Annotated in this window: 18 protein-coding genes; 11 read left to right on the forward strand and 7 right to left on the reverse strand. The window is 43.8% G+C overall.

The window, feature by feature from the left end; all coding sequences use genetic code 11:
- Positions 1 to 28: 28 nt before the first annotated feature.
- Together FTO70_RS04350 and FTO70_RS04355 are read right to left on the reverse strand one after the other, a co-directional pair.
- Positions 29 to 553 (reverse strand): CIA30 family protein, encoded by a 525-nt coding sequence (locus FTO70_RS04350; protein ID WP_255334480.1) that lies wholly within the window; start codon positions 551 to 553, stop codon positions 29 to 31.
- A gap of 46 nt (positions 554 to 599) precedes the next feature.
- Complete coding sequence (locus FTO70_RS04355) at positions 600 to 1,079, reverse strand: hypothetical protein (protein ID WP_255334481.1); 480 nt, start codon at positions 1,077 to 1,079, stop codon at positions 600 to 602.
- Positions 1,080 to 1,664: 585 nt separating this feature from the next.
- On the opposite strand from FTO70_RS04355, the gene FTO70_RS04360 reads away from it, so the two are divergent.
- Positions 1,665 to 2,105: a pyridoxamine 5'-phosphate oxidase family protein gene (locus FTO70_RS04360; protein WP_255334482.1), complete on the forward strand. Its 441-nt coding sequence runs from the start codon at positions 1,665 to 1,667 to the stop codon at positions 2,103 to 2,105.
- 133 nt (positions 2,106 to 2,238) lie between these two features.
- Here FTO70_RS04360 and FTO70_RS04365 read toward each other — a convergent pair whose 3' ends face one another.
- Entirely contained in the window at positions 2,239 to 2,883 is a 645-nt protein-coding gene (locus FTO70_RS04365) for a fasciclin domain-containing protein (protein ID WP_255334483.1), read from the reverse strand.
- 173 nt (positions 2,884 to 3,056) lie between these two features.
- Positions 3,057 to 3,716: a nucleoside deaminase gene (locus FTO70_RS04370; protein WP_255334484.1), complete on the reverse strand. Its 660-nt coding sequence runs from the start codon at positions 3,714 to 3,716 to the stop codon at positions 3,057 to 3,059.
- Positions 3,717 to 3,865: 149 nt separating this feature from the next.
- Between FTO70_RS04370 and FTO70_RS04375 the strand changes: the two genes are divergently transcribed.
- The 8 genes from FTO70_RS04375 (at position 3,866) to FTO70_RS04410 (ending at position 14,853) form a co-directional block, all read left to right on the forward strand.
- Entirely contained in the window at positions 3,866 to 4,270 is a 405-nt protein-coding gene (locus FTO70_RS04375; protein ID WP_255334570.1) for a pyridoxamine 5'-phosphate oxidase family protein, read from the forward strand.
- A gap of 45 nt (positions 4,271 to 4,315) precedes the next feature.
- Positions 4,316 to 4,528, forward strand: coding sequence for a hypothetical protein (locus FTO70_RS04380; protein ID WP_255334485.1), 213 nt, complete (start codon positions 4,316 to 4,318; stop codon positions 4,526 to 4,528).
- A 245-nt stretch (positions 4,529 to 4,773) separates the two neighbouring features.
- Complete coding sequence (locus FTO70_RS04385; protein WP_255334486.1) at positions 4,774 to 5,577, forward strand: DUF1638 domain-containing protein; 804 nt, start codon at positions 4,774 to 4,776, stop codon at positions 5,575 to 5,577.
- A gap of 122 nt (positions 5,578 to 5,699) precedes the next feature.
- A complete protein-coding gene (locus tag FTO70_RS04390) occupies positions 5,700 to 6,548 on the forward strand; it encodes a DUF1638 domain-containing protein (RefSeq protein WP_304364397.1) in 849 nt (282 codons plus the stop codon).
- A gap of 443 nt (positions 6,549 to 6,991) precedes the next feature.
- Positions 6,992 to 9,115 carry a CHASE4 domain-containing protein gene (locus FTO70_RS04395; protein ID WP_255334487.1) on the forward strand — a complete coding sequence of 708 codons (2,124 nt, stop codon included), beginning with the start codon at positions 6,992 to 6,994 and terminating at the stop codon, positions 9,113 to 9,115.
- A 1,369-nt stretch (positions 9,116 to 10,484) separates the two neighbouring features.
- On the forward strand, positions 10,485 to 13,373 hold the full coding sequence (locus FTO70_RS04400) for a HEAT repeat domain-containing protein (protein ID WP_255334488.1): 2,889 nt from the start codon (positions 10,485 to 10,487) through the stop codon (positions 13,371 to 13,373).
- Between the two features lie 621 nt (positions 13,374 to 13,994).
- The gene (locus tag FTO70_RS04405; RefSeq protein ID WP_255334489.1) at positions 13,995 to 14,312 is read left to right on the forward strand and encodes a multidrug efflux SMR transporter; all 318 of its coding nucleotides are present in this window, start codon (positions 13,995 to 13,997) and stop codon (positions 14,310 to 14,312) included.
- A 52-nt stretch (positions 14,313 to 14,364) separates the two neighbouring features.
- Positions 14,365 to 14,853 carry a GbsR/MarR family transcriptional regulator gene (locus FTO70_RS04410; protein WP_255334490.1) on the forward strand — a complete coding sequence of 163 codons (489 nt, stop codon included), beginning with the start codon at positions 14,365 to 14,367 and terminating at the stop codon, positions 14,851 to 14,853.
- A gap of 49 nt (positions 14,854 to 14,902) precedes the next feature.
- On the opposite strand, the gene FTO70_RS04415 is transcribed toward FTO70_RS04410, so the two are convergent.
- Together FTO70_RS04415 and FTO70_RS04420 are read right to left on the reverse strand one after the other, a co-directional pair.
- Positions 14,903 to 16,384, reverse strand: coding sequence for a VWA domain-containing protein (locus FTO70_RS04415; RefSeq protein WP_255334491.1), 1,482 nt, complete (start codon positions 16,382 to 16,384; stop codon positions 14,903 to 14,905).
- Positions 16,365 to 17,750, reverse strand: coding sequence for an AAA family ATPase (locus FTO70_RS04420; RefSeq protein WP_255334492.1), 1,386 nt, complete (start codon positions 17,748 to 17,750; stop codon positions 16,365 to 16,367). Before FTO70_RS04420 ends, FTO70_RS04415 begins: the two co-directional genes overlap by 20 nt.
- Before the next feature lie 402 nt (positions 17,751 to 18,152).
- On the opposite strand from FTO70_RS04420, the gene FTO70_RS04425 reads away from it, so the two are divergent.
- Positions 18,153 to 18,311, forward strand: a complete 159-nt coding sequence (locus FTO70_RS04425) for a hypothetical protein (RefSeq protein ID WP_255334493.1) — start codon at positions 18,153 to 18,155, stop codon at positions 18,309 to 18,311.
- Positions 18,312 to 18,563: 252 nt separating this feature from the next.
- Here FTO70_RS04425 and FTO70_RS04430 read toward each other — a convergent pair whose 3' ends face one another.
- Entirely contained in the window at positions 18,564 to 19,058 is a 495-nt protein-coding gene (locus FTO70_RS04430; protein WP_255334494.1) for a YkgJ family cysteine cluster protein, read from the reverse strand.
- A gap of 603 nt (positions 19,059 to 19,661) precedes the next feature.
- Here FTO70_RS04430 and FTO70_RS04435 point away from each other — a divergent pair.
- Complete coding sequence (locus tag FTO70_RS04435; protein WP_255334495.1) at positions 19,662 to 21,806, forward strand: CHASE4 domain-containing protein; 2,145 nt, start codon at positions 19,662 to 19,664, stop codon at positions 21,804 to 21,806.
- Positions 21,807 to 21,809 lie beyond the last annotated feature (3 nt).

The raw sequence follows: 21,809 nt of genomic DNA on the forward strand, positions 1-21,809 counted from the left end.
GATTAGATGCAGTTTTCCAGGAAGGTTTTCATTTCCGATATGCTTTGATGTGTTCGATTTCAAGGACAAACTTGCCTTCCTGCCCGGAAATCATGAGCCCTAAGGACATTATCTTCCCTGCATCCGGAGGTCTTGCATCTTTTGCGGCTCTGCCCCTGAAAGAGGGACGGAAATTTTCAAAGGGGACTGCTATGTCCATCCACTCCCCCTCTTCGGTTTTAAAGGCGTACTGATAAAGGAACCCATCGTGGTGCCTGTCGGTTTTAATGTTGAGCCTGTAAACCTTTCCGTCCCCCCTTACCCGGACTGAAAGGCCTTCAAAGGCTTTCAGGTCAATGGAACTGTTTTTCGAACGAACGGAAGCGAACCCGGGTCTGTTTTCAACCAGCCTGACCTCTCCTTTGAAGGCTGCATTTTCTCCGGAGTAGTCCAACCGGCTTCTTGAGGCTCCGCCCATTACCCTGTCGTCCAGGCTGACCCATTTCAGGGTTTCTTCGGGGTTTTTAAAATTAAAGAGAAACATTTCGCCCCGCACTTCATTTATGTTATGCATATTTCAGATTTTTGAATTTCAGATTTTTGTATATTCCAGGTTTTTATCACCTGAAACGTGGCAGGATAAGGGTACTGGCGCTTCCCTGGATTATCCCGGCTCCTGCAGTTTCATCCATTGAGCCCGTAACTTGCATGGGTGCCTCCTCGCAGAAACAGTTTCTCAGGTCCAGTTTCACCATCATTTCATGGCAGTCAAATGCCATAACCAGGTCTTTTTGCCCGTCAGAAGAAACATCTCTGTATTCAAAATCAATCGGCTTCACAGACTCTTCTGACTTTTCGCAGCTTATGGTCACGGAGTCAACATTTATTTTTTCTACGTCCAGCTTCTCAGATCCGAGAACTGCAACCTTAAAGCTGCCCTTATCCATGGTTTTCAGGCAGTTGACCTCCCTGTCCGGATTGACAATGATTTCCACATCCATGGCTTCTGCCTGCCCTTTCACCCCAGAGACTGCCTCGGTGCTTGAGGTATCCGCAGCTGAGGTTCCTGCAGGATATGCTGCAATCGATATAAGTGCCAACAACAAAACTAAAACCGGAATTTTTCGAAGCAAGGACGATTTCAGTATTCCAGCCTTCAATACTTCAGCCTTCGTTGATAATCTCCTCTCATCTATCATTCCCTCATCTTTCATTGATAGTCTCCCCTGGTCTCTCATTGATCGTTTCCCCTCATCTTTCGTTGATAGTCTCCCCTTATTTTACTCCAATGATTTCGGAATACATATATTGATAGGAAATTATAATATGTGCTGTATATTTTTGTAAAGGTAGCTATCAAGCAGGATGAAAGCAGAAATTCGTAATCAAAATATGTAATCAAAATACGTAATCAAAATACGTAATCAAAATACGTAATCAAAATACGTAATCAAAATACGTAATCAAAATACGTAATCAAAATACGTAAGTAAAGTTTATAAGCAAAATTTATAAATTCGATCAATATAGAACTGTATGGGGGAAAAAGACTGCGAAATAGGGAGCAAGGTTTTTTCCCGTGCAGGCTTAAGGGGATTTACAGGACTGCATCAGGATATGCGAATATCCGGGGTCCTGAGACAGAAGTTTTGCTTAAAAATATTACAAAATCCTGGTGGGGGAAGATGACAGAAGAACTCAAAGCAAAGATTTGCGAATATCTTGCAACTCATTACTACCTGAACCTGGCAACCGTAAGCCCTGAAGGCAGGCCGATGGCTCATACCATGGCCTACGTCTCCGAAAAAGCAACCGTATATTTTGCAACAAACAAAGATACCCGGAAAGTCCAAAACATCATGCACAACCCGGCTGTGGCTTACACGGTTGATGAGGACGACCCTAACTGGTTTGATATGCAGGCCCTCCAGGTGGAGGGAAAAGCCTCAATCGTTACGGATGAAGGGGAACTTCGGGAAGTGGGGGAGATCATGGCAGCCAAGTTCCCGGTCACTGCAGATATGCCTCCGGACCCTGATACCATCCTTATAAAAGTCGAGCCTGAGGTCGTTTATTACCTGGATTACAGCGTCGAATTCTGGCACAGGGAAATGGTTACTTTTTAATAGGCGCACTGTCAACTCCGGGTAAAAAATTCCGCTTTTCCGTTTTATTTTTTCCATTTTTATGAAAAAAGAATCCCAAAAAGGAAATGAAGAAAAAAGTAAAAGTAAAAAGGAATGTTTTTTCATTTCACCTTCACTCAGGCGGGATCATTACCGTATCTATCGGGTAGATATATCCATTGCTGGTTTCAATTCTTTCCCCTATGATGTTTGCGCCATCTATTGTTACTGGGTCGCCAGTAGCGTCAACTATAAGTTCTCCACCCTGCAGGGTTTCAACGGACTCCATTTCCGTGACATCATATTCCCCGTCAGATACGTGGTAGAGAAGAACATTGTTCAGGGCTGCTTCATCTTGAAGGAGATCATCAAGAGTACCTGCTGGAAGTTCGCCAAAAGCCGCATCTGTAGGGGCAAAGACTGTATAGGGCCCGTCTCCGCTTAAGGTTTCTTCAAGACCTGCGGTCTGGATTGCCGTGACCAATGTGTCAAAATCACCTGCTGCAGCGGCAGTTTCCACGATATTCATTCCTTCTTGAGGCGTTCCTTCTTCAGTCATTCCTTCTTGAGGCGTTCCTTCTTCAGTCATTCCTTCTTGAGGCGTTCCTTCTTCAGTCATTCCTTCTTGAGGCGTTCCTTCTTCAGTAACCATTTCCTCTTCGGTGGTGACTTCTTCTACCGGTTCTGTCGGTTCTACCGGTTCGGTCGGCGTTACTGTAGGTGTCTGGCTTTCATTTTGATCTGTAGTTGTACAGCCGGAAACGAATACCAGCGCCACTACAAGTAGGGCGGTTAAAAATACCAGTTTCTTCATTGTTCCCCCTCCCTATTTTGATTGGAAGATTATACAATAATGTATATAAACGCTATATAATTATAAATCCCTTTATATAACCATATCTATATAAAAAACTGGTGTCCTTGGGATTTAAATGACGGGCCTGCATCTCTTTAATTAACCGTTTTCCGATACTTTTCTTTCCCCTCTTCTTCCCCGGCAGACCCTGCTCTGTTTTTCAGGACCTCAAGCAGTTCTTCTGCGTTGATATGCATAATTTCCAGTGCAGCTTTTGAGAGCTCCTCCGAACACTCTGCCTTTACAAAGAACTGGTGTTCCGAAAGGTCTTTCCAGAGGGGAGGCAGAAGCTCTATTGTACTGACAGCCCCGGCAATGGGGTCGGAGGCTGCGTGAAGGACCCTGTTTACGCCGGAGGAAATCAACCTTACCAGGCACATGGGGCAGGACTCAAGGGAAGTGTAGAGTGTATAGCCTTCAAGGGTAGTTATTTCCGGGTGTTCGTCTTCAAAGTGGTTTATAACCACCATTTCCCCATGCAGGTCGCTCCTGAAGTACGGGGAATATACAAGGTTGTGTCCCATGGAAACTATCTTTCCGGAGGCGCCAACCAGGACGCTTCCAACCCCGTAGTTTCCCGAGTCTACGGACTGTAAGGCCAGCACGACCGTAAGCCAGGAATAGGGGTCGTCAGGGAATTTCGGGTTAAACCCGTATTCGCTCAGCCAGTTCTTCCAGTTCATAAGCTTTTCTTTTCCCTGGTCAATTTTCCCCAGGATGCCCTCTCCGAGTTCCCTGATTTCCTGAAAGTACATTTTTATCCCCCATTTTTCTAAATTAATCCTCCTGCAAACTTTTTTCTGCTTTTGCAGGTCATTATAGTACACAAATAAAACCTATGGTACAGAATTCTAACGCTTAAATATATAAATTTATACTGCAAACCATCATGTCGGTGAATATTATGGTAAAGTTAAATGAAAATATGAAAACCGCATTTTCAAAGGTAAAGATCTTTCCGGTAGCTACTGCTTCAAAAGAAGGGGTTCCTAACGTTGTGCCAATAGGCTTCTGCCAGCTTGTAGACGACGAAACTATCTGGATTGCAGACAACTTCATGGTCAAGTCCCTGACAAATCTGGAGGAAAATCCCAGTGTAGCAATCTACGTATGGGGGCCCGAAACAGGAGGCTGCTTCCAGATAAAGGGCGAAGCCGCGATCATCAATTCCGGGGAAAAGTTCGAGAAAATGAAAGAAATCGTCCACGCTGCAAAGCCCGGACTTCCTGCAAAGAACCTGATAGAAGTCACAATCACAGACGTCTTCCAGTGTGCTCCAGGCCCGGAAGCAGGAAAGAAGCTTCTCTAAGGTTAAATCCGGATACAAAGTATCCGGAAAGGCGGGAGTGAAGAAATGGTTGAAACTGATAAGGGCAAACCCCCTGTTTTTTGTGAAAATTACTGCATAGTTTGCAAGGGTGCAAGGGCAGGAAACGGGATATGCAAATCTATCCAGAACCTGGAACTGAAGATTTTCGGGAAAAACGGCTGCATCTGGGGTTCTGCAAGGACAAAATATTACGGGGTCACCCCGGACAAGAAAATCCCTGCGAAATCGAAAAAGTAAGGGGACAGGCGGCAGCAAAAATATCAGGAGGGAATGTGTTTTTCAGGCCCCCTCCTGCCCACCGTTTGTTTATTCAAGAAACTTTTCTTTCTGGCCTGCTGTCTACTGCGATTCACTGCCAGCTTACGCTATTGATATATGATAGCTGTTGATATACGGTTCAAGCCCTTATTTCCAGAGTATTTCCATAATAATTACTTTGTCCAGAATAAATACTTTACAAAACAGTATGTGAGGTTTCATTGATGCCGGTAATGTGCATGATTTCATGCAGGATTTTAGAGGATGAAATCCTCTGGGTCCTTGAAAATGACCCTTCGATAGATGAGGTCGCAGTTGTTGAAAACGGAAACTGTAGGGGGCTCCTGGCTAAGTTGAAAACCGCCGGATTCCCGCATAAGGTCCTGCCTCAGGATGAAATCCCCAAACTTTCTCCGGCTGCTGGAGATGCCCCTGGAAAATATACCGTGCTGGTCTACATGCTTGAGCTGGCCCTGCACGAACGGCCTGAGAAGTTGAAAAACAAGGTCTATGAGACCGTAGAGATGCTTGCTTCCGGTTCTTCAGGGATCCTGCTCTTCTACGGGCTCTGCGGAAACGTACTCGGGAACGTGGAAGAGGACTTCGCTTCCCGCCTGCCGGACTGCCCTGTCCGGATCCTCAGGGACGACGCCTGCAGGGTTGTCGATGACTGCATAGGGGCAACTCTCGGGGGTTCTGCGCAGTACCTGAAAGTGCTTAAGAGTGTCAGCAACGTGGGAACTTACCTTTTTACTCCCATGTATTCTGCAGCCTGGGAAGAGTTTCTACATGTGGACAAGCTGCACAAAGACCCGGAAAAAGCCCTCAAGATGATGAAGAAGACCCATGAGATTACAGGGTACGGAAGGGTGGCAAAGCTCAAGACGGGGCTTTCGTATACCGAAAACTTTGACGAAAACATCATGGAATTTGCGGATCTTTTTGGCTTTGAAGTAATAGAGCTTGAAGGAAACCAAAAGGTATTTGATAAATGTTATAGGGAACTTAAGGCAGAAATCTGTAATTGAATTCCGGACTATCGAAGCTTGCCTTATCCGGACTATCACAGTTTGCCTTGAGAACATTACCCGATACCCGTGTACAAAATGGAGGTCTTGAAATTCCCGTTTTAAGTATTATAGCCTGCGGGATGCTCGAAGATGAGCTTGCATACGTACTTTCCCATGACAGGGACCTCAAGCAGCTGATCATTGCGGAAAACAGGGATAGTTTCGGGTTCCTTCGAAAACTGAAGTCCGAAGGTTGTGCCCACCGTACCGCTCCTCTTGACAGGGTTCCCATGCTGCTGAAAAGCGGGCACGGCAGTGATTTCCGGCGGCTTGCAAAACCCCTGATGCTGTTTCCTTTTTTCCGGAAAATGCATGAGGATATGAAGCTCAGGGGAGGGCAAAAGGTAACTGTGGTCGTAAACCTGTTAAGGCTCGGGCTCCATGCGGACCTTGACCTCTTGAAATCCGAGGTCTACAGGAACATCCGGGAGATGGCTTCCTTTTCGGACGGGATACTCGTATTTTACGGTACCTGCGGCCACACCCTGGGGAAACTGGAAGAGGATTTTGCAGATCTTGGGTGTCCCCTTTATTTCCTTAAGGATTCAAGCGGAGAAAACCTGGAAGACTGCATAAGTGTGGCTTTTGGGGGAAACGATGCCTATGCGGAAGCCATGCTGGCTTGCCGGGGAACGGGAGCTATTTACCTGACCCCCATGTGGGCTTCCAGCTGGAAGCTTATGGAAAACAAGGGCAAGAAAGCAGTAGATTTTGACAGTAAATACCTGAAGGACCCTAAATACAGTCTGGCTGTAAAGCTCGACACCGGCCTTGATTACGATCCGGATTTCCATAACAATGTGAGGGAATTTGCCCGCTGCTTCAACATGAATATCAGGAACATGAAAGGTAGTGTGGAACTTGCGAAACGGTCCTACGAAAATGCCAGGGAAGCTGTTATCAGGGCCTGTAATGGAAAAGGGTATTAAAAAATAGGTATAAAAAAGAGTATTTTTGAGGCTGTATGTTTCTGTTTTGTTTGTACCTTTGCAGGCTTTTCCTGGCCTTAAAAGATGGCATGGGGCTCAGGTGGAAAGTAAATATTAACTTTTTTGGGGGTATATTGTATCTCAATACTTTACGAAATTAAAAGAGTTTTCATACCTTGAAAGCCGTTTTCAGGTCTTTTTCTCTTATGATACCATAATTTCTCCATTAGAGAGCAGGGTTCATTTATAATAATTATTTTATTCAGTAACATTTAGTAAATAAATATTTATATTTTTTTCTTCATCTATGTTTATTGGCAGTTCCTGCTTCAACCCCTAAAAAACCTCCAGAGGTGTCCCCTACGGATATCAGTAAAAAGGTACTCATAATAACTCTTCTGATTTTTGCAGTTTTGACTGCCGTATTTACGTTTACTCATAACATGCAGCTTTCTAATTTTCTGGAGCTTGAAGAGAGAGATACCCTGGAGAATGTGGAACGGGTGCAGAATGCCGTTTCCACCGAGCAGGGTTATCTTGATTATATTGTTCAGGACTGGGCTTGCTGGGATGACACCTATCAGTTTATCGAAGACCAGAACCAGCAGTACATCGACGTGGACCTCCAGAATGAGACGCTTGCCGGGATTAACGTTAACATCATGCTTTTTGTTAACGATTCCGGGACACTTGTTTATGCAAAATCCGTGGATATCGAGACTGCGGAAGAAAAACCGGTGCCTGAAGGGCTGCTGAAACTGATAGAAGACGGGGCTCTCCTGACAGAGGGGGAAGATGACTCCATAAGTGGTTTTGTCCTGCTTGACGAGGACCCCATGTTTATTGCGTGTCACCCTATCCTCACGACGAAGTACGAAGGGCCAGCCAAGGGGACTCTGGTTTTTGGGAGATATTTTGACAGTGCCCTTCTCGAGTCCTTTAAAGAAGTTACCTGCTCTTCCCTTTTCATGTACAGAGCTGACGAAAATCTCCCTCCTGACTTCCAGAATCAATATGCGCAAGTTTCCAAAACTCCCGGTGGGATAGTGGTTGAGCCCCTCAGCGAAGAAAGGGTGGCAGGTTATTTTGAGTTAAGGGATATAGCAGACCAGCCTGCCCTCATCATCCGGGCGGATTTTCCGAGGGAACTGTATTCACACGGCAAGAAAACCCTTGACTACATGTATTTTTTCCTGCTTTTAACCGGGCTTCTGACAGGGGTAGGAGTCAAGTTTGCCCTTGACAGGCTCTTCATTTCCAGGTTAATCGAAATTGACGATTTCGTAACGAATGTCAGGTCCGAAAAAGACCTGTCCAAGAAGCTTGAACTCAAGGACAACGACGAACTGTTCAGGCTGTCTCGTGAGATTAACGGCATGCTGAACGAGATAGACCTTGCAGAGCAGGAACTGAAGGCCCAGGAACGAGAAAAGAAGGTCCTCCTCGACTCTCTTAACGAACTGGTTGTTTTTGTGGACCCGAGCCTGAACATAATATGGGCAAACAAGGCTGCCCTCGAACATATGGAAATGAACCTTGAGGAGGCTGTAGGGACCTACCAGAAAGCCGCTCCCGGAATAAGCAGGCGCCTCGTGGAGTACCTGCAGCTCGAACCGGCTTTTGTGACAGGAGGGAAAAAATCCGGGGAATTCACAGCCGAAGACGGAAAGGTATGGTTTGCCCAGGCAATTCCCGTGGCTGACGAAGAGGGAAATATCATAGGGATCCTGGAAACCTGGTGGGATATCACAGAAAGGAAGAAGGCCGAGAAACTTTTTCAGGAAAAGCAGATTGCAGAGGTCGCAAATCGCACTAAGAGCGAGTTTCTGGCAAATATGAGCCACGAACTCAGGACCCCCCTGAACTCAATAATAGGGTTTTCGGACCTTTTGTATGAGCAGGCCTTCGGGGAGCTGAATGAAAAACAGCTAAAATCAGTAGGGAACATCTCAAGGAGTGGAAAACATCTCCTCAATCTTATCAATGACATCCTGGACCTTTCAAAAATAGAAGCCGGAAAACTGGAACTGGATTACAGGGAATTCAGGCTCGTTAGTAAGCTCAATATGGTAAAAACCCTGCTCTCACCAATCGCAGACAGGAAAAATATTGAAATTGAAATTGCTGTGGACAGCAAACTCACCAGCATCCGGGCGGATGAGGACCGCTTCATTCAGGTCTTGTATAACCTTCTTGACAACGCCATAAAATTCTCCGATGAAAAAGGTCTCGTGAAGGTAGGGGCGAGGAAAAAAGGGGACATGGTGGAAATAACGGTTAAAGATACGGGAATCGGAATCAAGACCGAGGACCAGAAAAAGCTCTTCAAACCGTTCAGCCAGGTTGATTCCTTTGCCTCCAAAAAATTCCAGGGAACAGGACTCGGCCTCTCACTGGTTAAGAAGATCGTCCACCTGCATGGCGGGTATGTCTGGTTCAGGAGCAATGTGGGAGAGGGCAGCACCTTTGCCTTTACAATTCCTATAAACGGCGATGGGGGAAGTGCCGACAGCGGCGAACTGGAACAAAAAGGAGCAGAAGGTAATGAGGAGCAGCAATCCAGCTGATCATATTTTGTTTTGGTAGAAAACAACTGATCAAACTAAGTGGATAACCGCTTTGCTGCCCCTGATTTTGGATTTTCTCTGAACTCACAGAGCTTCACATAAAAGTCCCAGTATCTGTCCAGAAAAGCTTCCATCTTTTTCATGATAAGGCACTATTGGACTTAATTTCTTGTAGTTTCTTCCATCATGAATCCAGCAAAGAGCATGATTGTATGTAATTTGCTTGGATTGGCGTGCATCATCACTCAGACTCTACTTTTAAAGAGAAAATGAGAACGATAGCAACAGACGCTAAAATCACTAATTTAACGGAAAAATGGTCCTAATAATAGCGATTTTGCATGACTTGTACATATTTTTAGGATTTAAAATCGATATGAGTAGAGCCCACGCCACTTAATACTAATTTGAAGTTGGTAGTACATTTCACTTTCAAATCATTGGCCTTTTTATAATAATTCATAATACATTATGGTGATTTGGCAGAGTTATTTCTGCCAATATATCTCACAAATCAAGACAATTATCCTAAATAGGCAAGACTTTATGAATTGACCAAACTCAAACATTGAAAATATTTTTTTCATAATCAGTAGGGCCAGTTTTATGATTTTTGTATTTTAGGTACTACGTATTTTCAATAGCAAGAGGACCATTCAGCCGATATCTCTGACTTTCCGCAGATGTTCTTGAAAAAATGACGAAAATTGAAAATACATCTGCGGAAAGTGGGATCTCTTTGAAACTAGGGTCAGAAGGGCGATACTCGATTCTTGTTAGGAACTGTAAAATAAGCAGCATAATGCGGATTACAAAGGATCTTTGGTTCTGAAACATTAGCAACGTGGTTAAGAGTGATAATAAGAGATCTGATTCCAGGACCAAATTCACCTTCAATACCCTGTGGCAATCCAGCAGAATATGTTTTGTGCTCAGAAGGGGAATTAAATGTCTCTATTCTATGCAAAAAGCAACCCCTCCCCCCTCTCCAAACACTAAAAAGTAAATAACAAAGAATAATTACGCACTTTGTATAATTATTAGTTAAGTTGGAAAGTTAATTAAAGGAAATTGAAAAAACTTAAATTCAGGTTAAAAAGAACAGCATTTATGAGAAATCCGCATTCAAGCAACCAATATAAAAAATATGGGTATAAATATTGCATATAGAATTTTCCAAACTTTTTAACGTTACAAAAATTAAATAAAAAACAAAATATTTAATAAGCTATAACACAAACTGTGAATAAAGGAAAACAGAGTTTGTATCAGGAAAGTTGAAGGACTTATTTTTTATAGACCGGAAATTGCTGGTGGGACAGACAGTCGACTGGACTTATGTTAACAGCAGGAATAAGTTGGTGAAAACGTGATCGACCAGGAAACCCTACACGACAGGACTTTAAATCCCTTTATGGAGGAGAAAATCGATACACTGAGCCAGTTGAGTGCTAATTTTGAATTCCTTCCTGATAGGGAGCAGGCTTTCGATTATATGCTCAGGCTCTCCTCAGATAAGGACAACCTTGTAGCGGAAACTGCAGTCAAAGCTCTTGAAGTGGTTTATCCTCATGTGCCGGATAGGATAAAGCTCTGGACGAAACTTGCAGGCCTCACGGCCAGTCCGGCTCCGGGGGTGCAGAAGGCAGCGGTGCATGCCCTTGCTTCCTCCTATACCCTTATGCCCGGAGAACAGAGGGTCTGGAACGACTTTCTGAAACTTGCGGGTTCCGGAACCGATTCTGTAAAGGAATATGCTTTTTCCTGCCTCAAATCGGTTTTCCCTCTGATCCCTGATAAAACACAGGCATGGAAAGACCTGTTTGAGCTGAGGGAGTCTGCAGACATTAACACCAGGGTTGAGGCTACCCGAGCTCTCGGGGTGGTATTTTCGCACGTTGAAGACCAGGATGTAGCCTGGAAAGAGCTCTTCAAGCTTGCTCTGGAAGAGAGAGGAACTCTCCAGAAAGAAGCTTTTGAAGCCCTTGCTTCCGCTTTTATCCGTTCCCGGAATAAAGAAAAGGAATGGCAGGACCTTTTAGGGCTGATTGCCTCTGAAAAGGGGACTCTCCGGCGGCGTGCGGCAGATACCATGTTTCTGGTTTTTCCTCACCTTCCTGACAGGAATAGAGCCTGGTCTACCCTTCTACGACTCAGCGGAGTCGCAGACAGTCATGTGAGGAACAGGGCAGCGGACTCCATTGCTTCGTTATTCCCGCACCTTGAGGATAAAGACAGTGCCTGGGAAGACCTTACCGAACTTGCGGGAAGTAAAGTTAGCTATGTACGGGGAAGAGCTGCCGACACCCTTGTCCAGGCTTTTCCACACCTCTCCGACAAGAAAAAAGCATGGGAAGACCTCCTTATCCTGACAGCCGAAAGCCATAGTTATGTGATCAGGCGGGCAATGCATGCCCTCGCTTCTGCCTATCCTTACCTTGCTTCCGATGAGGAAGCTTCTGAAGAATTCTCAAAAATTACAAGAAATCCTACCTTTGCCCGCAGGAGTGTAGCGTATTCCCTCGCTTCTGTCTTCAAGGAAGGAAATGCAAAAGGACCGGGAAACCCGGAAAAACAACTCTGTATAGAACTTTTGAAACTTGCGATAGATGAGGACAGTTATGTCCGGATGGATGCTGCCGACTCCCTTGCATTGGCTTTCCCGCACCTGCCGGAAAAGAAAAGGATCTGTAACAGACTGCTAAACCTTTCAGCACACCCCAACCCCATAATTCGGAAGGGTGCATCCGTGTCCCTCCGATCTCTCTTTTCCCTGCAAGGAGACCAAAATACAGGCATGAACGAAGGTTCAGAGAAGGACATGGAAGCAGGTTCAGAACAGAACATAAAAGCAGGTTCAGAACAGGACATAAAAGCAATCCTGGGACAAGAAATTATGACAGATGTCTGGGAAGAGGTTTTGCGGATGGGTGTCGACCATGAATCCTCTGTCCGCAAGGATGCTGCCGACCTTCTCTCCCTGGTTCTCCCCCGGCTGGAAGATAAAACGAGTATCTTTTACAACCTTTCCGCTCTCTGTTCAGGACCGGACAATTACCTCCGGAAAAGTGCATCGGACCTGCTCGTTCTGGCCTTCCCCTTAGCAGAGGATAAACAGGACGCCTGGGGCCGACTTGTGCAGCTTTCATCCCACTGGGATAAAGATGTCCGGAAAGGAGCCGCAAAGGCTTTTGCTCCTTCTTTTCCGCTGGTCCCGAACAAAAATAAAGCCTGGGCTGATCTCCTGTCCCTTACAAACCACAGGGACAATTCTGTCCAGAGGGCAGCTGCCCGGACCTTTGAGTCTGCCTATACGTTGCATCCCGACCCTCATCAGGCCCTGGAGAGCCTTGAGAAACTAACAGGTTCGGAGCGCGCTTATGTGCGGAAGTATGCTTTCCGCTCCCTCGGCATAGCCTCCCTCCATGCCGCGGCAAAGGCAAAATCCGAAGCCGAATACATGGGCAGGCTTAAAGAAGCCGTCCTGGATTTCAGGAATTCGGCCAAAACAGCTTCCAACCACCCCCTTCCAGGCTTCTACCTGAACTTCTACGAAGCCTTCCTGAACCTTCTGTCTGCCGGATCTTCCGGAAAATTCTCCGTTTCTTCTGATCCTTCCGAGATCGGCAGGGAAGAGTCCGATAAGTACTTTTCAGCCATGGTCTGTGAAATGGGAGATGCAGACGAAATCGACGCCCTCTCCAGGACATTCAGGAAGTTTGAAAAAATCCTTCAGGACGCTGCCAAACCCGACTCAATCGACCTTGCTTTTAGGAAGAAGCTTCTTGAATCTTCTCTCCGGATCTTTGAGGATTCCTGCGCCCTTTTCGAGCGGGCTGAAGAAGAAGTCGTCCTTTCAAAGAAATTTGAGCAAAAAGGACATCCTGCCCTAAAGCAGCAGGTCTCGGAACAGAGGTTGAAAGACACCCTTGAGGAAATCAGGGAAAAAGCCCGTTTTGCCTGCTTCCTGGTAAAAGGCACTTCCTCCGAAGAAATCGCCTCTGCAGTCAGCCGTGAAGTCCGGGACTGGACCTTCGAAACCCCGGCCGACAAAAAAGTCCTCATGCAAAAAATGGAATCTCTCGAAAAAATCATCCGGATAAATATTCCCGAAAGCCCTGAAAACAGCCACATCTTCGACCGCCTTGAGGACATCAGGAACGAAAAACATCTCCTTTCACGCTGCAGGATAGTAGCCCGCCTCGTAGGCCAGGTGCCAATGGCTATGATCCCGGCCGAAAGGGCGATTGGCTTTTGAAAGTCTTAAGAAAGGTTAATGAAAGGTTAGTGAAAGGGCCCCGAATATGCCCTGGAATTTTCTTTTTTTACTCGAAAACCCAGATAAAAAAGAAATTATGTCTTAGCACCTGCTTTCGGCAGGTCGACATTTAATTTTTGATGATTTCTAAAGATGGCGATTTTTAAATAATGCCCCATAATTGTGTATCCTACGTTCGGCAGGTCGACATAAGAAATCAGAATATTTTTCTTGATGCCGTTTTTGAACATTAGCTAACTATATATTAGGTTTAAAGTTAGTTAACTTGTGGCTCAACTCCCAAGACATATGTAAGCACTAAATCATTTTTTCATTAAAGTTTAGCATGAGAGCTTAATAATTAGTCATATGTAAACCTAAAAACTACACATAATTATAGAGCATCATTTCAAAATCGCCATCATCAAAATTATTAGAATATAAATGTCGACCTGCCGAGAGTAAGGTGTATAGTTGTCAGGTTTACATATGGTCCAAACATAATCTCTCATACTAAACTTTAAGGAAAAATTAAACGGTGGTATTTTGACAAAGGGTATAAATAAAACTTAGGCACACTTAGCTTTTAATATTTATTAAAAACACTAAAACGTGATGTATATGGAATGGATATACTTATTAATTGCAGGAATATTTGAAACTGGATGGGCAGTTGGACTGAAATATAGTGATGGATTAACCAAGTTTTATCCAACGATGTTTACAGTAATTACTTTAATTTTGAGCATGTATTTATTGGAAAGAGCTTTGAGAACATTGCCCGTTGGAACAGCCTATGCTGTCTGGACAGGTATTGGAATCATTGGAACAACCTTATTGGGAATAGTCCTTTTCAACGAATCAATGAATTTGTCCAGGATTTTTTTCATTGGACTAATTGCTGTTGGTATTGGTGGCTTAAAACTGGTATCTGCCTGATGCACATAAGCCCAATATATTAAAGAAACATTCAGATTCATAGAGGAGAAAAATGCCTGATATTGAAAAAAAAATAATTGACATTGGTCATGAGATCTTTAAAAGCTATGGAGTTGATAATTCCACTGCACAAATTCTATCGATACTTAATTTTGAGCCCAATGAGATAAGTATGGAGGAACTGGCAGAGAGGACCGGGTATAGCCTTGCTTCTATCAGCCTTAAGATAAAAAATATAGAACATTTTTGGGGTATAAAAAGAATACATAAGCCCGGATCCCGCAAGACATACCTGCTTATGGAAAAAAACCTGCTAGATGCTTTTGCTATCCAGATAAGGAATGGTTTTGCGACTGAATTAGACATTGCAAAAACGAAAATAACTCCTCTCATAGAAGAATACAGGTGCAATGTCACTACTCAAGAACAAAAAATCAAACTCCATACGTATGAAAATTATCTATTAGAAATCAATAAATTTGAAGTTTTGATTCATCATATATACGGCCAAATCGATCAATTAAAAAATAATTATGTTTAAGCTGTCACTAACTCCCTTTCGAATGAACTTTTAATATTTTCCGGTTCCATCATTTCCGGGTAACCCATTCAACTACATTGTTGATTTCTGAAATGTCGCCACTTAGAGGGTTATATGTCCAATTCTGATCAAAAACACCTTCATCAACACGCTGAGTGCCAAAACTACCGACGGACAATGAAAAAAAGCGATTACCCTCTTGTTTTTGCTTTTTGCACCGGGAAACAATATCAGAAGATAAACCATAGAGAACAAAATCTGAAATAACCAGTAAATCCGCTTTTTTGTAATCAGCTTCCGACATCATCCGTACCCCCTCGTATAAAGCCGGTGCAACGTTGGTGCCCCCATGAAAACTCATTTTAAGAAAGTCTATCAAATCCTGAATGCCTTTCGGAGGGGTAAGATCAAGGGTCTCTATTGAAGTACTGAAATTGATCAAATAACAGTTTCTCTTTTGGGAAACCGCCCGGGATGACAAACTAAGAGTTAATGCTTTAGCGATATTCTCCGGAGCCCCGGACATAGATCGGCTTGTATCAACACAAATAATTATCGGCCCCATCTTGTCATCAACAATGCTTACGGTCTTCTGAATATCCTCTTCAATGATTTCTGTTTCGTCGCCCTGTTTGGAAAAACACATCAGCCGATTTTCAACATATTTCAGGTCGAAAAGCAACGCAATATCAGGGTCACTTAATAGAGCCAATTCCTGTGGAATAACATTTTCTAAATCTCTACCAAGCTTAATACCAACAATCTCTTCATTGGAATGTATATCGGGTTTTATAACAGAGTATTGAACGGTTGAATTAATAATCTCTGTGCGACGAGATTGTTGTTCTTTACTTAATCTTCCCATTAATTCACATAAATTACGGACGCTTTCATTATTTTTCAGATATTCTGCCCATTGTTTAAGGAAAGATATGTCTTGCGTACATAATTTGCCAACACTTGAATCCCACAAAAGTCCAGGCTCAATACCCAGCTCATCAAATACCTTTTTCATTTGCTGTAAAGGTTCAAGCCATTCTTTTACCTCTTTTAACAATTGTTCCCGGCGATTCTGGATTTCTTTGAGTTGCCATTCAAGTAATTGTTTTTCATACTCTTGTCTCCATGCTTCCTGCTCATTCCTGCGAATAGCATTAAGGTCTTCTATGATTGACTCTTTCTCCTTTTCCGTCTCTTCCTCCAGCTTTTTTTCCACATCAAGTGTTTTTTCTTCCCAAAAAATAACATCTGCGGATGGTTTGAGTGATTTATATCCCTCTAAATCGCTCATAATTGATTCTTCACACCCGCCATGTGCCTTAAAATCCCATTCCGCGGAAACCAATTTAGACCGATGTCTTTCAAAAGGGTTTGCGTTTTCTAAATAATTGCGAGTTGATTTTTCCCAGTAACTAATTTTTCTACTCAATTTTTTTTCAAGTTCTCCACTGGTTAGATCGGGAAAATCTTTTGAACAAAGAGCATCGACTAATTCCTTTGTTTTAGCAATTTCACGATTCGGAGATTGCATAAGATTGCACCTTTTCCAGCAAATGCTCGGCATTCAATTTGTGGTTTTCCAAATCTTTAAGAAAAGAGCTGGATATATCAAGCACTAATTCTCTTTTTTCTGAAGGTACAAAGGGTGTTTCATTCGATTTTTTTTGAATGGTGAGATAAGATTTTGTGTCATCAATAATTTCCAGAAGTGAACTCAAAGAATCTTCACAAGCTTTAACAAAAGTATCTTTAGTCCTTGGGTCCACAGCCTTTTGAGTCCCCTTTCTAATTTTTATGGGTGGAGTTGAATCAAACCATTTGGTAAATGAATCGTTGTCATAACCGGATTTCCCACTATAATTAAGCACATCTTCTGTTATCTCGGTGTCGTAAATATTTTCCGTATAAAAGAATGTATCAGAGATACCTTTTTCAAGATCCTTATGGTTCAATTCCCAGCTATTTAACTTCTCATTGTTAGCGCCGCCAAACTGTTTCACACAGTTTTCAATTATTTCATTAATCTGCTCTCTATTTTGTTCAAGTGTCCACAAACAATGTCGTAATATAAGGGTATCAACGGGTATTACCTCAGTGCGGTCACACAAAAATGCAGATGTTTTCAAAATGAGTGCAATTTTCTGCCACCTGCGATCAGAAACATAAACCGCAATTTTGGGATTATCTTTATTAAATTCATCAAGTGAAACTCTGATTGAATTTATGATGGTAAATACTTCTCTGGAAATTTTTACATTAACGATTTCCCTGGAAAGTTGCTCAAACTCATCGTGAGAAAACTGTAGTCCGTCCGGAATTTCAATGTCAGCAGAGACAGCCCCTCCCTCCAATAGTTTTTCAAAATTCTCTCTCTCTTCCATAGGATTTACTATTATTCGCATTACAAAGCGATCATAGAGAGCTTCTAATCCTTGATTGGGTGGCGGAGTCTCATTACTTGCAGCAATCAATGCTTTTAATGGAACTTTTTCGTCTTTTCCGCCATTGCAATAAATTCTCTCATTTATAATAGTCAATAGTGTGTTTAAAATAGCCGGACTGCTTTTCCATATCTCATCAAGAAAAGCAAAGTCAGCAGTGGGTAAGTAGCCTTCCGTTTTGCGAATGTAATTGTCCTGTTTTAGTTCTCGAATACTTACAGGTCCAAAAACATCTTCAGGAGTGCTGAATCTTTGCATCAGATACTCAAAATGAGTTGCATCTTTAAACACCTTTGATATACGACGGGCAATTAGACTTTTCGCTGTGCCTGGCAAGCCATATAAAAAAATTGGCTGCCCTGAAAGGGCTGAAAGAAGAGAAACTGCAACGATCTCTTCTCGTTCGTACAGTCCATCAGAAAGGATAACAATTAAATCCGTAACTCTCGTTTTCATGGAAATATTTGCTTGCTGATGACTCATTTTTGATTTCCGCCCATTTAATATTCATTTGACCCTATAATTAAGGGAGTTTCATTCATTATTTTAGTAGTCCCTGTTTTTGAATCACGTTCATCTACCATTAAAATCACCCGAAGAAAGGTTATCGAGTTAACTACTATATATATACACTTATATTTTATTTTTAATATTTATCGATTTATACGTTGACGTTATACCGTCAAAGGTGTTTACATATATGTAAAGAGGTCTGGAGCACGGTTTTCAGGTGAATATCCAAAAACTTGATTTCATTCGTCAAGTGCGTAAGTCCTAAGAACAAAACTCTCTATCCATGCAAAGAAGTTTGTGAAAAAGGAGTACCCTGCCCTTTCGATAAAGCTGTAGGAGCAAAAGATGAAAGAAACCCTTAAGGAAATCCGGAATAAAGCCCGGCTTGCCTGCCTTGAAGAAATAAGGAACGAGAAATATCCCCTTGCCCGCTGCAGGAAAGTAGCCCTGCTTGTAGGTCAGTTACCGGCAGCCATGATCCCGGCAAAATGTGAATATAGGTAAATGGATCAACTATTATATTTTTCCTGTGACTGAAAATCCATCAAATTTGAAGAGGATGCGAGAATCCTGAATGAAAACGTAAAAGAAATGAAGACCGCTATTTCAGCCCGGAACTTAAAATGTGAGTTCTCCAATTTCTTTATCCAGGTCAACACTCAGGCGGGCAAGTTTTTCATCCCTTCCCTGCAGGTCCAAAAGCTCATCGAGCAAGAACACTTCGCAGCGGTTTTTGCCTTTCCTGTGTTTTCCAATCTAATCATAGTCAAAACAAAGGCTATCGTAACCCGCTACATATCCGAACCATTCCGGAGGAACAGGGAGAGCTGAAAAAAGGGGTATTGCAGTTTCGAAATAGTTCCTGCATTCCTTTTTTTTGGAGAGCTGGCACCAATTGTCTATCATGAACTTTATTTTTTGGGCTTTAACCGTGAAAGCAAGGGGGTAGATTTTGCAGAGGAGGGGCTTAAATTCCGCACACTCGCACCTGTCAGTTTCCGTGTTTAAAAAAGGGCACAACTCTCCTAATTTTAATACATAGATTTGGGTCCCGTCATCCATTTCCAGGATATCCAGGTACCGGGCTTCGAATTCTGAAACACTTATGCCCATTTTCCCTGCCATGTATTCTTTTTCACCGGGGAGCAGGGTCCCGACTTTTTTATGCTCACATGCCCCTCCGCATTTTCTGCAAATCTTGAAAGTATTTTTAGTACTTCCGCTAAAAATATTATGAAATTTTTCGAACATGTGAACTGGTATTTTTTTAAAGATCAACCTCGAACCTCTGCCTGGCAACAAAATATAATTGGTTGTATTTTTCTGGAATTATATTTACGTCTATGCTTTCTGCGCGTTTTTTTGTCATGTTTATGCAATAAATGCGCAGGTTCGATCTGAATCTAAAACGGGGTGATACAGCGCCTGGTGCCTTATGAAAAGTAAAAAGAGTTCATGCAGAAAAATATACAATGTAATCATGAATTTTTTTCAGAATTTAAGCTGCATATATCAGGCTGCATAATTTAAGTTGCCGCAGGTCCGGGTAGTCAACCGGAAGTCCCTCTTTCCAGCAGGTCCTGAAGCAGCCAATGCAGCCAATACAGCCAATGCAGCTGCTTCATCTTAAATTATAAAAAATATTTCGTCTGTCATTAAGGAATCTTTATATATATCTCAATTTTATTTTTATGAACAAGTGTATTGAAGTTGAGCCTCGTGGGCCAGAGTAAAGTTTTTTCCTGTTATCCTGAGACAGGTGTATCATTTCGGTCTGGCAATTGGTTCGTAGCTGTTTATGCTGGGTAATGGCATTATGCTGTAAATGGTTGTTTCTGCTGCGGGTGAATATTAATGGATCTCGGTAAAAAACTGATGGTTATTATTTTCGTAATGTTCGGTCTATTAATCACCCTTTTGATAGCTGCTTCCCATACCGTCCTCCTGTCGAGCTTTTCCGGCCTGGAGACCCGGGATACTATGGAGAATACGGAAAGAGTCCAGTATGCTATTGCAAGTGAGGCTTCATATCTTGACAAGACCGCTATGGACTGGGCTTATTGGGACGATACCTGCGGATTTGTCAGGACCCTGGACCCCGGATATATCCAGTCAAACCTGGGGGACGATACTCTCTTCGAACTCGACCTGAACCTCATGCTCTTTATTAATGAATCCGGGGTCCCGGTCTACGCGAAGTCCATGGACCTTGTAAATGAGGAGGCTGTTCCCGTGCCCCCGGGTGTCCTGGAAAGGGTTGGCAGTGGCCTTCTTGTAACCCGGGACAGTACGGACAGCATAGCGGGAGTAATCCTGCTTGAAGAAGGCCCGATGCTTGTTATCGGCCGCCCTATCCTCAACAGCCTCGAGGAAGGTCCCGTAAGGGGGACTCTCATCCTGGGGAAGTACCTTGATGATGTTTTCATAGAATCCCTTGAAGAGCGCACCCAATCCTCCTTATCTCTCTTTACGGTTGAGGAAGAGATGCCCCCGGATCTTCGGGAAATATTCGATGAAGCTCTCCTGAAAATCGTGGTAAACCCTCTGGGAGAGGAGCGGATAGCCGGGTATTTCGTGTTGAAAGATCCGGAAGAGAGCCCTGTGGCTCTGGTGAGGACCGATTATCCCCGTGACCTTTATGCCCAGGGAAAAAAGACCCTGTATTGCATGTACGGCTTCCTGCTGCTGAGCGTGGTGCTTGTGGGGACCGCAACAAAACTCAGCCTGGACCGCCTCCTTGTCCTGAGGCTGATTGCTGTCGACAATTTCCTGAATAAGGTGAAAAAGGAAAAAGACCTGTCCAGGCGGCTTGAAATTGAGGGAGATGACGAGATCCACAGGCTTTCCGGGGGCATCAACGAGATGCTTGCCAGCATAAGGCTTGCAGAACAGGAGAGCAAAGCCAGGGAACACGAAAAAAAGTTTATCCTGGATTCCCTTGAAGAAATGGTGGTACTTCAGGACCCGGATTTTAAAATCCTCTGGGCGAACAGGGCGGCCCTGGAACTGCTGAAAATGGAGCTGGAAGACCTCAAAGGGCTTACCGGCAGGGACCTTGAGGCTATGGGCAGGCTATTTTTCACAAATCCAGGGTGTTTGCAGTTTTCGGCTGACGGCAGCTGGCCGGGTGGGGAATTCGAATCCCCGGAAGGAAAGACCTGGCTCTTCCGGTCAAAACCCGTCAGAGACGAAGCCGGGAATATAGTTGCCGTTCTGGTGACCGGAATGGAAATTACGGACCGGAAAAACTACGAATTGGAACTCTTCCGGGAAAAACAGAATGCTGAGAAAGCGAACCGTGCAAAGAGCGAGTTTCTTGCAAACATGAGCCATGAACTGAGGACTCCCTTAAATTCGGTTATAGGTTTTTCGGATATCCTTTCCGAGCAGGTCTTCGGGGAATTGAACGGAAAACAGTTGAAATACGTCCGGAACATCTCCATAAGCGGAAAACATCTTTTAAAAATCATAAACGAGATCCTGGACCTCTCGAAGGTAGAATCCGGGAAGTTTGAACTGAATTACAGCAGGTTCAGGCTGGCTGAAGCATTTGAGGAAGTCAGGGAGATGCTTTTCCCCCTGGCAGCAGGAAAAGGGATAACGGTTGAACTCAACATTGACAGGTGCCTGTCCGAAATCTCTGCAGACAGGGCCAGGTTTGTGCAGGTCCTCTGCAACCTCATGGAAAATGCCATCAAGTTCTCAAACGAAGACGGGCAGGTAAGGGTCGAAGCGTCCCCCAGGGCCGGCCTGGTCGAAATCTCGGTATCTGACGACGGGATCGGCATTGCAGAGGAGGACCATGAAAAGCTCTTCAAACCCTTCAGCCAGATCGATTCCTCCTCTTCCAAAATATATCCGGGGACCGGACTTGGCCTGGCTCTTGTAAAAGAAGTAGTGCAGCTCCACGGAGGCAGCGTCTGGTTTAAAAGTGAAGCCGGAAAGGGGAGCACCTTCGGGTTTTCTATCCCAATAAACGGCTGGGGTGAAAACCTCTAAACG

It is taken from the genome of Methanosarcina sp. KYL-1 (genome assembly GCF_024372725.1).
Classification (GTDB): domain Archaea; phylum Halobacteriota; class Methanosarcinia; order Methanosarcinales; family Methanosarcinaceae; genus Methanosarcina.